This is a genomic window from Tolypothrix sp. PCC 7712 (assembly GCF_025860405.1).
Classification (GTDB): domain Bacteria; phylum Cyanobacteriota; class Cyanobacteriia; order Cyanobacteriales; family Nostocaceae; genus Aulosira; species Aulosira diplosiphon.
On the sequence record NZ_CP063785.1, the window covers coordinates 6,924,402 to 6,937,694 of the forward strand.

A 13,293-nucleotide genomic window follows, 5' to 3' on the forward strand; every position below is an offset into this window, starting at 1 on the left:
CTTATTGTGATATTTGTCATTTGTTCAGTTGGGTTTTAGCTCACCAATGACTGATGGTGCCAAAACTAACTGATTTTGAAGGTTCCCACAGTTTCTTGTAACTCTTGGGAAATCTCCACAGTTTGTTGTAAAGATTGGGAAACTAGTCGGGAAGAATCGCTAGTGCGTTGTGACACAGCCACGATTTCTTTCATCAGGTGACTGACAGTTTGAGATGTTTGTACCTGAGATGCAGTTGCTAGGGAAATAGACTGCACTAGCTCGTCAATTTGACGTGATACATCCAAAATCTGCGCCAGGCTTTGTTTTGCATCTTCAACGATGCGCGTACCTTCCACTACTTGGGTGGTTCCTACTTCCATCGCCTGCACTACTTCGCTGGTTTCCCGTTGGATATTTTCTACAATTTGTTCAATTTCTTGGGTGGCGGCGGCGCTTCTAACTGCTAGTTCGCCTACTTCTTCGGCAACTACAGCAAACCCTTGTCCTTCTTCACCTGCACGTGCGGCTTCAATCCCCGCATTAATCGCTAGCAAGTTAGTTTGCACGGCGATTTGGTTAATCAAAGACACCACGCGGGAAATTTGTTGAGAAGATTCTCCTAACCGCTTCACTTTCTTGGCAGTTTCACCCACGGTTTCTCGCAGAGAAAGAATGTTTTGCACTGTCAAATCCATTGCTTGCCCACTCTTAGTTGCAGTGTGAGCCGCATGGTTAGCAATTATCGCGGCTTGCTGGGCGTTTTCTGCCACAGCTTGGATAGAATAAGTCATTTGATCAACTGCATCCAAAGTCCGGTTGATTTCGGCTGCTTGGTTCATAGCTTCTTCTGCTAGCTGACGGATAGCGCCTTCGTTCGAGCCAATCGCTGTATTTACTTGGGCTGCAGCTTGTTGGACTTGGGTGACAATTTCCCGCAGGTTTTCCACAATCGAGTTGAAAAAGTCGGCAACTGTGCCAATTTCGCCAGCTGTGACATCAGCCCGTACTGTTAAATCTCCTCTAGCAGCACCTTCGACGTTACTCAGCAATTCTAAAAGTTGCATTTGCAATGCTTCTTTTTGTTGCCGTTCTTCTTTGGTGTCTTGTTGAGCAGCAGATTTAGCTTTTTCTAGTTCTTCTAGTAGCTTGGCTTGTTCTAGGGCATAACCAATTTGAGTTGCTACTTGAGTAAATAACTCAATTTCTGATTGCTGCCAATTGCGGGGGCTTTCGCAATGATGAGCAATTAACAAACCTCTCAATTGATCTTGGAGGATAATGGGAGCAATTAAATTGCCTTGGACGGCAAATTTCTCTAAAATTTCGATGTAACAATTTGCTTCCGGCAAACCTGCCTCTTGATAAATATTAGCGATCGCTCTGACTCTGCCTTCGCGATAAAGTTGTACATGGCGTTCCTGAAAACAAGGATCGTCAATCTGCACTCCCATCATTCTCGGCCAAACACCAGTCACAGCTTCTGCCACCACAATGCCATCCCAAGTGTCTGGATTCAACTGGTAGACGATGACTCGGTCTACTTTCAGTGCTTGTTGGACTTCGTTAACTGCTATAGCGTAAATATCTTCAGTTTTGAGATTTTTACGAATTTCTAAGGTAATATCTGCAAGGATTTTTGCTTTTTGGGCTTCTCGCTCTTGTTCTCGCAATAATACTTGCAATTGTTCTGCCATTTGGTTAATATTGGTACCCAGTATGCCTAATTCGTCTGCTCTTTGGACTTCAAGACGGGTGTTGAGTTGACCTTGACCAAGCTTGTTTACCGCTTCTGTGGCATTCAAAATGGGCTTTGTGGATTGTTTCGCTAACCAAGCGGCGATCGCAGCGACAATTAAGGCGGTTAATGCCGTACCAATGGCGATCGTCCACAATAATTCTCTCTGGGGTGCAAATGTAATTTCCGTATTAGTAGCAATAATCGCATCCCATTTTAAATCTGGTAATCCAGCAATTTTGATTGAAGGTACATAGGTCAGTAATTGCTGTTTTTTACCCAGTTGGTTAACTGTAATAAAAGTATCTATTTTATTTTTTCCTTGCCGTTGACCTAACCCAGGAAAATCTGTTTTGGCATCTCTACCTTCTTGATTGTTTTGTGTGGCAAGAAAAATTTTTCCAGATTTATCTAGCAAATGATATTCATGCCCAGTATAGGCATAGTTTTTGATAGTTTCTTCCAACATTTTTACGGGTAGACGTGCCCTAACTACTCCAATGTTTTGACCCGTTGTTGCATCTTTTACTGGTGCAGCAATATGAACACTGACAGCACCAGTAGTTTTTGATATTTCCGGTTGGCCAATAACAGCTGTATTTTGTTTCAGTGCGTCTTTAAAATACTGACGGTCTTGATGATTTTCTAGAGTTTCACCACTAGACTGGACAATCACATTTCCTTGTAAATCAAAGAAAGCAATGCTGTCATAAGCTTTGTAAGTCTTGACAATTTGATCTAAAAGTGATTGTTTTTGTTGAGTAGATATGCTGTCTCTGAGTTGGGGATTTGTCAAAAAAGGTAGATCCGAGAGTAGCTGTACATCTCCGTATCTTCCCAAGATGTAACGGTTGACTTTGTCTAGTAAGCCAACTGTTTCTGCTTCTTGCGCTTGGGTGATTTGCTTATAAATCGATTTATTCGCAAAGCTATAGGCGATCGCGCCAATACCTAAAGTCGGGAGAGTACCGATAGCGATCGCTAACACTGTAGCCTTTGTACCTAAACTTAGCCTGTGAAAATAAGTAACTGCCTTATTCCAAGGAGAACTATTTGCAGTTTTATTAGTCAACTTATTTGATTGTTTAACTGTACTATTAGAAAGTTTTGCCGATGAAATGGGCAAGGAACCATTTTGAGTATTATTACTCTTAGCTGTGTCAGTTTTATTAAACATAAATTAATTCTCCTGTTGGTGTGAATGAGAACCCTAAAAATCCCTTTTTTAGTAGTGCACCCTAATCACTGCGGAGAATAGAAGAATGGACAATAGCCTGTGCATCTAATACCAGCAGTACCTCTTGTTCTTGGACAACACATCCACATAAATAAGGTACTAGACTGGATGCTACTTGTCCTACAGGAGAACAAATTTCATCAGCTAAGAACTTAGCTGTACCTTTGATTTCTTGCACAATTAAGCCTAAAAGCAGCGATTCTACCCGCACAATGATGACATTGTACTGTCGCAGCCTACTGTCTAAAAATTCTAAATTGAGCATTCTCGGTAGATCTACCACCCAGATGATGCGACTCCGCCAATTCATTAGCCCTAGTATACAGGCAGGCATATTTGGCATTGAGGTAACAGACTCAACAGGCACAATAATCGCTTCTTGCGTGTGCTTCATTGATAAAATAGCAGACGTCTGTTGATTGAGTTGGAACTTAATGTAGCCATCTCCTAAGTTGTTGGGAATGTTTTTGACAGGAATAATATTTTTTGCACTATTCATGAATTCAATTTGCTACTGATTTGATAGCACGTAAAAGTTGCTCTCGCGTAAATGGTTTAGTTATATAGGCATCAGCGCCTTGCCTCATTGCCCATAATCGGTCGATTTCTTGATTTTTAGAACTACAAATTACAATGGGAACTTTTTCTGTACTCGGATTTTTTTTCAAAAACCGACACAGTTCAAATCCACTCATACCCGGCATAACTACATCAGTAACAATCACGTCTGGTTGTTGTAATAATGCTTTTTGTAAAGCTTCTTTGGCACCAGTAGCTGGTATTACGTTGTAGCCACTTTCTGTGAGATAATAACTCATTAGTTCCAATTCACTGGGCGAATCTTCGACAATCAGAATGGTGCCAATCAAAGTAAGACTCACTACTAAAATCTCCTAAAAATGTTATTGGTTTTACTAAATCGGATGCTCGTGATATCCGTGACCCCTCAGGAAATTAACCGATATGTTTAAAAACCATTTTTAGTAGTTCTGATTGTGTAAAAGGTTTGGTTAAATAACCTGAAGATCTGACCATTTTTGCCTTGGCTCTATCGATAAATCCTGTTCTGCCTGTTACCATCACAATCGGTGTATCCTTAAATTGTGAATGTCTCCGCAGTAAAGAACATAGCTCGTAGCCATCTAAATTGGGCATTTCTACGTCTAGTAGAATTAAATCTGGTTTACTTCGCAGTATTTGCATTAAAGCTTTTACTGGATCGTTAATTAGCACAACAGAAAATGTTTCTTCATCCAAAAAGTGTTTGATGGAATTTAGCACAGTCTGGCTATCATCAATACAGGCAATTGTATACAGCCCTTTAGTAACACGTTTTTGGACAAATGTATTCTTTTTTTCTTCCGGACGTGCAAAATTGTTTTGATTAGATAATTGTTGCCCAAACTGAATTGGAGACTGTGGTTGCGCTGGTGGCATCTGTGTTCCTGGCATCATTGAGGAACCACCAGCCGCAGGAGGTAGGGGTGACTGTGATTGAATATTTTGCCGATTTCTAATCTGCTTTTGGCAGTGTTCGACTATTAACCGTAAATCCAAGCTACAAAACTTCGGCAATCCATCTAAGGTAGCTTCTGAGTTGAATTCGTAACTACCTTCTTTGAGGGCTAAAAACGGTTCCAGCACATCTTTAGCTAAATCCTCGATCAAGGTTCCAGCTTGCCTAGCAGTCAGATAATCTTGATCGACCAACCAGCAGATTGCTTGATAGTCTGAGTGGGAAATCGATTGATTTTCACTCATTGCTTCAAACATCAACCGCATCTGTACCCGAGTGGCACTGTTGAGGGTAGGAATTTGCTGACTCAACCGCCGCAAGTGATTATCTAGCCTTTCAAAAACTTGATCTGAATGAGAGGCGTAAGTAAGTTTACCGTCTGTTAAATATATCGACCAGGATATTGTTTCCGTATATACTCTTAAGCATCCTGTAGCATGGCGGCTGGTTAGCTGCGCCAACAGCGATAGCGGATGTAGTTTCTGGAACAACCTGTAGCTACCTATAGGAGTTGTGCTCATTTTGCTTTTACTTCAGCTAAATTCAATACGTGTCAGCTAAACTTGTACATAGTTTTTCTAAGATACCAATTTAGCTATAAAATATTGGTGCTTTGTAGCATAACATACTAAAATACCGATACCCTTTTCTGGGTAAACTTAACTGTAGCTTTGTTTTCCGATTATAAAGCCTCAACCAATTGTGAATTTATTGTTAATTTACTTACTTATACTGAGATTATCAGACATCTCTGGATAATAAGTAAATAAAATTTAAAGAGTGGATGAAGTCATTGAAACCCAAGTAACCTTTGTGGAGATTTTCAAGGTAATAATACCCTTGGGCTACCAATATTTACCAATATTTTTAAGTATTTCCACGACTGAAAAAGCAATCTCAAAACTCAGTTTATTATTAACTAAATCATCAGTAAGTTAATTTTAAAGTAATATAAATTACTTGGATTGTTTAGTTGTTAATGTGGAACACAATATCTCTGCCAAAATCATTAAAGGGGTCAAACCCCTCACCCCTGAATTTATCTAAGTATATTTAGGGTCAAAAGTAATAATTATAGACGCGCTTTTTACAGAAATTAGCAAGAAAAATTTCCGCTTGAAAGGTAGAGGGTAAAACAGTCGCTAACTTGAGCATTGAGTATTAGTAGTCTGCCAACCCAAAAATGTTAGGTGGAGGTTGGGGAAAGGTTAAAGGGAAAAGGGTAAGGGACAAAAACCTTTCCCCTTTACCCCGCCAAGGCAACTTGGCGTACTATTCGTCAGCTAATTGCCCTTCGTTTCTCTAAACCGATTCGCCCATAGCCAGTAAATTATTTTTGACTGAGTGTAACTTCAGCGTTCATTAGCTGATTCTTCCCCAACCCCATCCTATTGCTTCCAGATAGAATGAACATCTTGAAGTCATGATTCAGGGTTTTCGATACTAAAAAAATTGACGCTTGCTCCTTTATTCTAGGGGATTCATCAAGCGCCTATCGTTTTAGTAATTGCATCACCACATAAATACCTAATAGTCGTCATATTCACCACTTATTAGGTAGAGGATGATTTTGATTTAAAATGCGGATGAAAGGACTTGAACCTTCACTCCTCTCGGAACTAGAACCTAAATCTAGCGCGTCTGCCAATTCCGCCACATCCGCATTAGTAAAACATCATAGCACAACAATTTTTCTATGGGAATAGCTAGCAGCAGAAAAAGGGATGAACAGAAAATTTTAATTTTCTTAACATATCGTAAGTTACCTTAATAATTTTTAACCTAGCTTCTTGCAGTCCCTTGGCGGTGCGTTATGCCTTGCCTGATAACGCACCTGCAAAATAAATTGCTTTTTTGATTACTAAGTCATTGATACGCGAGGTAAACGATGCTTAAACCCGCAAAGAATTTCCCAAGAAATAGTATCTAATTTCTTTGCCCAATCGTTAGCCGAGATTTTTTCTTTACTCTGTTGCCCTAATAATGTAACTACTTCTCCCTCTTGGATATCAGGGATGCTACTCACATCAACCATTAACTGATCCATTGTAATTGTGCCAATTTGGGGTATGCGCTGACCACGAATTAACACTTGCATATTGTTGGAAAGATGACGCGGTACACCATCAGCGTAACCAATACCCACAACTGCAATCCGGAGTTCGTGAGGGGCAATAAATTGATGTCCGTAGCTAACACCAGTCCCAGCACTAATAGTTTTCACTTGGGTGACACGTGCCTTGACTTGCAAAACTGGCTGGAGGTTGATGGTATTTTGTAAATGCTCAGAGGGGTAAAGTCCGTAAACCGCTAAACCAACACGCACAATATTGTAGTGCAAGCTGGAATCTGCAAGAGTGGCGGCGGAATTAGCCAAGTGCAAACAAGGTGGTTCAATTCCCATAGCTTTGATTTGAGCGATCGCTTCCTCAAATCTTCTATGCTGTTCTTTCATGATCGTAGTGTCTGGATCATCTGCTGTTGCTAGGTGAGAATAAATGCTAGCAATGCTCAGATGGGGTAAACTTTTTACCAACTGCACAAACTCACCCGTTTGTTGCCAATTAGTCCCTAACCGAGACATACCCGTATCTAATTTGATATGTACGGGTAAAGGAGAACTATGTTGTATTGCTTCTAGGGTGTTAGAAAATACCAAAGCTTGCTTAGGGCTGCACAATGTGGGTTGAAGTTTCCACTGGGCGATCGCCTGAATTTGTTCGGGAGTTTGGATAGCACCTAATATTAATATGGGAGCTTTAATACCTGCTTCTCTTAGTTGAATCCCCTCGGGAACTGTAGCGACTCCCAACCAACTAGCACCTGATTCTAATGCTGTTTTGGCAACACTAACTGCACCATGTCCATAAGCATCAGCTTTGACAACTGCCATTAGTTGAGTCTGTGAAGATAGTAAGCTGACTAATTGCCGGACATTTTGCGATAACGCTGCTAAATCAATTTCTACCCAAGCACGTTGGCACAACCAAGCATAGGTATCACATCCCGTCCCAGAGGCTACTGGGGTAACTTGTTTGCTACTTAACATATTTACTTACTCCTATCACACCATACAAGGCTTCTAGATAACCTAGATAATCTATGTATTCAACTTTGGGCAGATGAATCAGATTAATCAGGCAGTTTACCCTTGATTATGGAATTGTCACAAGACCGCTCAATGGTAAATTTGTGTGCCTTGTGTAGTAATTTTTGGCAAAATTCATTTTGTAGACCAAAGATAATGGTTTACAAAAATGCAACTTCGTTACTAGCTATCGGTTATCAGTAATTTTTGCTACTTAACTTCAGTCAGCATTGCTCTGGCTATTCTCATATCTCCACACTCAGCTAACCCGAGATAGCTGACTATTGTAGGGTTATGTTAATTGATGTTTATATATGAACATTTATCGGCTATAACTGGCAATTAAGGCGAAAGTATAATTTATTCTCATCACCCAACTACTATAGATCTGTGTTAATATATGTAAAACTAATACCTTGAGCGCTTATCAATGGGTAAGGTTTTAGTCCTCAATGCCTCTTACGAACCGCTCAATATTACAAGTTGGCGACGAGCTGCGGTTTTGTTAATTAAGGGCAAGGCAGAACGCATTGAACATAACGGTAAATTCCTGTACTCGGATTTTCCATTGCCAACAGTAATCCGGTTGCGTCATTATGTGCGCGTTCCCTATAAAGAAATTCCTCTGACTCGAAGAAATATCTTGCACCGCGATGGTCATACTTGCCAATATTGCGGTTACACAGGGGACGAGCTAACTCTGGATCATGTTCTCCCGCGATCGCGTGGCGGTGGAGATAGTTGGGAGAACATTGTTACAGCTTGTGTGCGTTGTAATGTCAAAAAAGGCAGTCGCACGCCTCATGAAGCCCATATGCTTTTACGTCATCCTCCCCGCCAACCATACAGCAGCCTCTACTTTGAGGTGAGCAAGCATTTAAAGAGTGGATTGCACCAAGAGTGGCAAAAATATGTGATAGGTCTTTGAGCTTCAGAATTTAAATTATCACGATTTAGGACTATAACCTAGGAATGCTCTTGTGTCATCTTACCTAGGGTATACCTTAATGTGTCTCAGAGCAGAGAGTTATGGTGTTGTCATCGGCTCAACATATTACTCTTGTTGAGTTTTGCCTGCGCTCAAATATTTTTGGGTATCGGCAAGCGCCTTATTCTACCTTATGGCCTTCATAAACTGCAAGACGGCGAGGGAAGTTAGCAGAATTATGAAAGTCAATCGGAAAAAGGCATTTTTCGTTAACAATAAAAATAAGGGATAAAACCAGGAGCTTGAGAATTATCCCATCACTCAATACCAGCGCCAAAGTAGGTAAAAACTGTAACCAAGCAAATACCAATTCCCAAAATGTACAAAAGCACTAAAAATATATGATTGGCGGAGTTATTGGGTAAAAAAGCTGCATACCGACAAGTCTAGACATCCATCAGTTTGGTGCTTTTCAAGGTCAGCTATGAGCCCAGTGATAAATATCAAAAGTTCTGTTTATTTCTCTTTAAAAGAGAAAAATAAAGAAGATGAAAAAAAATATATTATCTTGATAATGTTTTTTAAAATACTCAGTAAGATGTTTGCCAGAGGCTATTCATTTTGGCTAGTAGAACTTGGTAGACACTGACTGTTTGTTTTGATAAAAAATAGACCGAGATATATAGTGCTATGCCTCTATATTTTTGCGAAGATCATTATGTGTGGCGAAATCAGTGAACATCTGATTGTAGTATTTTCCAACGAATTCATGGAGCCTCACGCTTACAACAACATTCCCTATGCAATCGAATTCTTCCTTGATGCAGTTTGATAGTTTATCATTGACCACAGAGCCGAACCAAGAGGATGCTGAAATAGACCCAGTACCTGTTGAGGTGCCATTTGCTAAAACCTCCCTACCACCATCGGCAAGTGACGGAGGTATTTATCTAATTCAGCGTAATAATTCTCTGGTGTCTCAAAAGTCAGAGGAACTGCAAAAAACCCTATTAGCGCACCGACACGAGCGTCAGCTGATCATCTTACAAGACTTTCCTGACCCTGATGCCCTCTCTTGTGCGTGGGCATACCAGTTAATCGCCCAGCAGTACGATATCAAGTGTGAAATTATTTATGCTGGGACTTTAAGCCACCAAGAGAACATTGCCCTAGTCAAGCTCACAAATCTCCCCGCTCAACGTTGGACGTTGCAAAACCTCAAAAGTAAAGACTTGTCATCCTACCAAGGTTTTATCTTAATTGATAACCAAGGCACCACAAGTCAACTCTTGTCAGCAGTGCAGCAAGCAGGAATACCGCTAGTTGCAGTTATTGACCATCACAGCGTACAGGCGGATCTCAAACCAGAATTTATCGATGTCCGTCCTTATGTACGAGCAACAGCAACAATTTTCACCCAGTACCTACAATCAGGATTACTGACCTTAGATAGCAGCATCAATCAGCACGTTAAATGTGCCACAGCCTTGATGCATGGCTTGCGATCGGATACAAATCGACTGATGCAAGCACAAGAAGAGGATTTTATGGCTGCTGCATATCTGAGTCGATTTTATGATGCCCAGTTGCTAAACGCCATTTTACAGGCGAATCGTTCCAAGCGGGTAATGGATGTAATTGAGCGAGCGCTCAAAAACCGCATCGTACAAAATAACTTTTCCATCGCTGGTGTTGGTTATTTACGTTATGATGACCGCGATGCTATCCCCCAAGCAGCAGATTTTCTCGTGACGGAAGAAAACGTTCATACTGCTGTAGTTTACGGTATTGTCCACGATGAAGATGATGAATTAGAAGTAGTTATTGGTTCTTTGAGAACCACTAAACTTACTCTCGACCCTGATGAATTCATCAAAGAAGCGTTTGGACAAGATAGTAATGGGCGCTTTTTTGGTGGTGGACGAACAGGTGCAGGCGGCTTTGAAATTCCTATGGGATTTTTATCTGGCGGTAACGAAAATTCCGCTTACGCAAAAATGAAATGGGAAGTTTTCGACACTCAAATCAAGCAGAAATTGCTGAAATTAGTTAATCCGAAAGATAACCCAATTCAATCAGAGTAAGCCTGGAGATAAAGTTTAACTAGTAGATAGGTAATGCCGATTAAATTAGGCTAAAAGATGATTATTCATCTTTAATTACATTTAAACTTGAGCCAAGGAATTTTTATTTCTTGGCATTTTATCTAGTTGTAGTTTCTTAAATATTAAGGAAATTGGTATTTGCAAAGTCTTAAATTTTAATTAACAGTAGGGTGGAATCTCACTTAACTTTAGCGAGTTTTATATCCCCGATTTTTCCAAAAAGTCGGGGATATGGACAGCAACTTTTGCTTAAGTAAGTGCTATTTAACAGTAGTGTGGGTACCAGCTATCATCTCGTTTACAAACAAGGATATAGCAGTGACTACATCATAAAATACAAGAAACTTCCTTTGGTTTATTCATCAACCCGTTTTATAGCTGCTCAATTAACCAATAAATAACAAACTCTATAGATATAAATTTTGTATAAACAACATCAGCAAATATGGAATTATATTTGATTCGTCATGGGATAGCCGAAGAGAGGACTGCTGATATTCAAGATGAAGAGCGAGTTCTTACTAAAGAAGGAAGACAAAAAACAGCAAAAGTTGCAAAAAGTCTAGTAAAGTTGGGTTTGCACTTTGATTTAATTGTTACCAGCCCCTTAGCTAGGGCGCGACAAACAGCAGAGATTTTGAGTGCAGCCGGATTAAGTTCTCAGATAGAAGAATCTCATCACCTGACACCTGATGGTAATATCGATAATTGGGTGAAACAGTGGTTAGAGCCTAGTAATTATGCCCCAAATGCCCGACTTGCCGTAGTAGGACACGAACCTTGTTTGAGCCAATGGGCAGAAATTCTTCTTTGGGGGGAAGTCAAAGCAGGTTTAGTCTTGAAAAAAGCAGGTATGATCGGGATAAAACTACCAGAAATAGGCTCTCCCCTGGGTCGTAGTCAGATGTTTTGGTTGACACCACCCAAGTACTTGCTTTAACGGTTTTTCACAGTTATGAAAGGACTTAGATTATAACTGTAAACTGTTCTTGCAATAACGATTTCTGGTAAGTTAGCCTGAGCAAATCTTTCACAAAGCAGATGGTGTTGCCATGTCGGTGTGCGAATATAAGCCCGGGTTGGAAGGCATTCCTGCTGCCCAATCCAGTATCAGCTATGTTGACGGGCAAAAGGGAATACTAGAATATCGTGGCATCCGGATTGAGGAGTTAGCAGCAAAAAGTACATTTTTGGAAACTGCTTATCTTCTAATTTGGGGTGAATTGCCAAGTAAAGAAGAACTAGCAGCATTTGAAGAGGAAGTTCGTCTCCACAGACGAATCAAATATCGCATCCGAGACATGATGAAATGCTTTCCTGAAAGCGGACACCCTATGGATGCTTTACAAGCCTCAGCTGCTGCATTAGGCCTGTTCTATTCTCTTCGGGATTTACATAATCCCGCCTACATTCGAGATTCTGTGGTGCGCTTAATCGCTACTATTCCCACAATGGTAGCGGCGTTCCAGTTGATGCGGAAAGGAAATGACCCCGTGCGCCCACGGGATGACTTGGACTACTCCGCTAACTTTCTGTATATGCTCAACGAGAAAGAACCCGATCCGTTGGCAGCGAAAATTTTTGATATTTGCTTGATACTTCATGTCGAGCATACGATGAATGCTTCTACCTTTAGCGCTAGGGTGACGGCTTCTACCCTCACAGATCCCTATGCCGTGGTTGCAAGTGCGGTGGGAACCTTAGGCGGCCCCTTGCATGGCGGCGCAAATGAAGAAGTTATTCAAATGCTAGAAGAAATTGGCTCTGTAGCTAATGTTCGTCCCTACGTTGAAGATCTCATGCAGCGCAAAGCGAAAATCATGGGCTTTGGGCATCGCGTGTATAAGGTGAAAGACCCCAGAGCCACGATTTTGCAAAACTTGGCAGAGCAACTGTTTTCCAAATTTGGCGAAGACAAGTACTATGAAATCGCCCAAGAGATGGAACGGGTAGTAGCCGAAAAATTAGGTCACAAAGGGATTTATCCTAACGTTGACTTTTACTCAGGATTGGTGTATAGAAAAATGGGCATTCCCACCGACTTATTTACACCAATTTTTGCGATCGCCCGTGTTGCTGGTTGGCTAGCTCATTGGAAAGAACAGCTAGAAGAAAACCGGATTTTCCGTCCCACTCAGGTTTACAATGGTCTGCATGAAGCTCCTTATATCCCCATTGACCAGCGCTAATTAACTGTCAAAATTCCTGGTCTTTGGTACTGTTTGGTAGATAGGTAACGTAAAAAAGCGCTATGGCAGGGGAAATAATTTTCAAGTAACTCCGCTTGAGCGTTGGCGATCGCTTTTTTGTAGAAGCAGCGGCAGCCAGAGGCGATGGTAGGGCTGATACAAGCTTTACTAGTAGTCCACCAAAGCCACTCTGCTATTTCTCTTTTTTCCCGCTTTCTTGACAATCTTTGTTCCCTATCTGGCTGAAGCCTTAGCTACGACATTAGCAACCAAAGCAAAGCCCACTAACCTGTCTAGGCGATTTATTTCTGTACCTTCACAGTTGGGTTGGTGGAGTACTAGTAATCCCAGCCCCCATTTCTGGCAAATTATCAAACTTGTAGAAAGCGAAAACCGTTGCCACAATGGAGGCGGAAACATTTGTGCTGAATTTAGAGGCAGTATGTGCCCATATTGCTGTGCAACGCTTCTCTCCTAAGTTTTGATTTTAGCTAAGTAAATGGGGGTTTGTGA

Annotated in this window: 11 protein-coding genes and 1 tRNA gene; 4 read left to right on the forward strand and 8 right to left on the reverse strand. The window is 41.0% G+C overall.

Annotated features, from left to right (window positions below; translation table 11 throughout):
- Nucleotides 1–65 precede the first annotated feature (65 nt).
- The 6 genes from HGR01_RS28540 to alr form a co-directional block, all read right to left on the reverse strand.
- Nucleotides 66–2,894 (reverse strand): methyl-accepting chemotaxis protein, encoded by a 2,829-nt coding sequence (locus HGR01_RS28540; RefSeq protein WP_045872296.1) that lies wholly within the window; start codon nucleotides 2,892–2,894, stop codon nucleotides 66–68.
- Nucleotides 2,895–2,955: 61 nt separating this feature from the next.
- Complete coding sequence (locus HGR01_RS28545) at nucleotides 2,956–3,453, reverse strand: chemotaxis protein CheW (protein WP_045872295.1); 498 nt, start codon at nucleotides 3,451–3,453, stop codon at nucleotides 2,956–2,958.
- A gap of 4 nt (nucleotides 3,454–3,457) precedes the next feature.
- Nucleotides 3,458–3,835, reverse strand: a complete 378-nt coding sequence (locus HGR01_RS28550; protein WP_045872294.1) for a response regulator transcription factor — start codon at nucleotides 3,833–3,835, stop codon at nucleotides 3,458–3,460.
- 73 nt (nucleotides 3,836–3,908) lie between these two features.
- The gene (locus HGR01_RS28555; RefSeq protein WP_045872293.1) at nucleotides 3,909–4,991 is read right to left on the reverse strand and encodes a response regulator; all 1,083 of its coding nucleotides are present in this window, start codon (nucleotides 4,989–4,991) and stop codon (nucleotides 3,909–3,911) included.
- A 1,060-nt stretch (nucleotides 4,992–6,051) separates the two neighbouring features.
- A tRNA-Leu gene (locus tag HGR01_RS28560) sits at nucleotides 6,052–6,133 on the reverse strand.
- 198 nt (nucleotides 6,134–6,331) lie between these two features.
- The gene (gene alr / locus HGR01_RS28565; protein WP_045872292.1) at nucleotides 6,332–7,519 is read right to left on the reverse strand and encodes an alanine racemase; all 1,188 of its coding nucleotides are present in this window, start codon (nucleotides 7,517–7,519) and stop codon (nucleotides 6,332–6,334) included.
- A gap of 469 nt (nucleotides 7,520–7,988) precedes the next feature.
- Between alr and HGR01_RS28570 the strand changes: the two genes are divergently transcribed.
- The 4 genes from HGR01_RS28570 (at nucleotide 7,989) to HGR01_RS28585 (ending at nucleotide 12,780) form a co-directional block, all read left to right on the forward strand.
- On the forward strand, nucleotides 7,989–8,486 hold the full coding sequence (locus tag HGR01_RS28570) for an HNH endonuclease (protein ID WP_045872291.1): 498 nt from the start codon (nucleotides 7,989–7,991) through the stop codon (nucleotides 8,484–8,486).
- 800 nt (nucleotides 8,487–9,286) lie between these two features.
- Nucleotides 9,287–10,570 (forward strand): DHH family phosphoesterase, encoded by a 1,284-nt coding sequence (locus HGR01_RS28575; protein WP_045872290.1) that lies wholly within the window; start codon nucleotides 9,287–9,289, stop codon nucleotides 10,568–10,570.
- A 466-nt stretch (nucleotides 10,571–11,036) separates the two neighbouring features.
- Nucleotides 11,037–11,531 carry a phosphohistidine phosphatase SixA gene (gene sixA, locus HGR01_RS28580; protein ID WP_045872289.1) on the forward strand — a complete coding sequence of 165 codons (495 nt, stop codon included), beginning with the start codon at nucleotides 11,037–11,039 and terminating at the stop codon, nucleotides 11,529–11,531.
- Nucleotides 11,532–11,643: 112 nt separating this feature from the next.
- Nucleotides 11,644–12,780 (forward strand): citrate synthase, encoded by a 1,137-nt coding sequence (locus HGR01_RS28585; protein WP_045872288.1) that lies wholly within the window; start codon nucleotides 11,644–11,646, stop codon nucleotides 12,778–12,780.
- Here HGR01_RS28585 and HGR01_RS28590 read toward each other — a convergent pair.
- Both HGR01_RS28590 and HGR01_RS28595 read right to left on the reverse strand, forming a co-directional pair.
- Nucleotides 12,777–13,004, reverse strand: coding sequence for a hypothetical protein (locus HGR01_RS28590; RefSeq protein ID WP_155539441.1), 228 nt, complete (start codon nucleotides 13,002–13,004; stop codon nucleotides 12,777–12,779). The genes HGR01_RS28585 and HGR01_RS28590 overlap by 4 nt on opposite strands.
- A 10-nt stretch (nucleotides 13,005–13,014) precedes the next feature.
- A complete protein-coding gene (locus tag HGR01_RS28595) occupies nucleotides 13,015–13,200 on the reverse strand; it encodes a hypothetical protein (RefSeq protein ID WP_045872287.1) in 186 nt (61 codons plus the stop codon).
- Nucleotides 13,201–13,293 lie beyond the last annotated feature (93 nt).

What these genes read in the sequence shown, in the direction of transcription:
- HGR01_RS28540 (WP_045872296.1), bottom strand. Translation starts at nt 2,894, where the DNA reads ATGTTTAATAAAACTGACACAGCTAAGAGTAATAATACTCAAAATGGT.
- HGR01_RS28545 (WP_045872295.1), bottom strand. Translation starts at nt 3,453, where the DNA reads ATGAATAGTGCAAAAAATATTATTCCTGTCAAAAACATTCCCAACAAC.
- HGR01_RS28555 (WP_045872293.1), bottom strand. Translation starts at nt 4,991, where the DNA reads ATGAGCACAACTCCTATAGGTAGCTACAGGTTGTTCCAGAAACTACAT.
- alr (WP_045872292.1), bottom strand. Translation starts at nt 7,519, where the DNA reads ATGTTAAGTAGCAAACAAGTTACCCCAGTAGCCTCTGGGACGGGATGT.
- HGR01_RS28570 (WP_045872291.1), top strand. Translation starts at nt 7,989, where the DNA reads ATGGGTAAGGTTTTAGTCCTCAATGCCTCTTACGAACCGCTCAATATT.
- HGR01_RS28575 (WP_045872290.1), top strand. Translation starts at nt 9,287, where the DNA reads ATGCAATCGAATTCTTCCTTGATGCAGTTTGATAGTTTATCATTGACC.
- sixA (WP_045872289.1), top strand. Translation starts at nt 11,037, where the DNA reads ATGGAATTATATTTGATTCGTCATGGGATAGCCGAAGAGAGGACTGCT.
- HGR01_RS28585 (WP_045872288.1), top strand. Translation starts at nt 11,644, where the DNA reads ATGTCGGTGTGCGAATATAAGCCCGGGTTGGAAGGCATTCCTGCTGCC.
- HGR01_RS28595 (WP_045872287.1), bottom strand. Translation starts at nt 13,200, where the DNA reads ATGTTTCCGCCTCCATTGTGGCAACGGTTTTCGCTTTCTACAAGTTTG.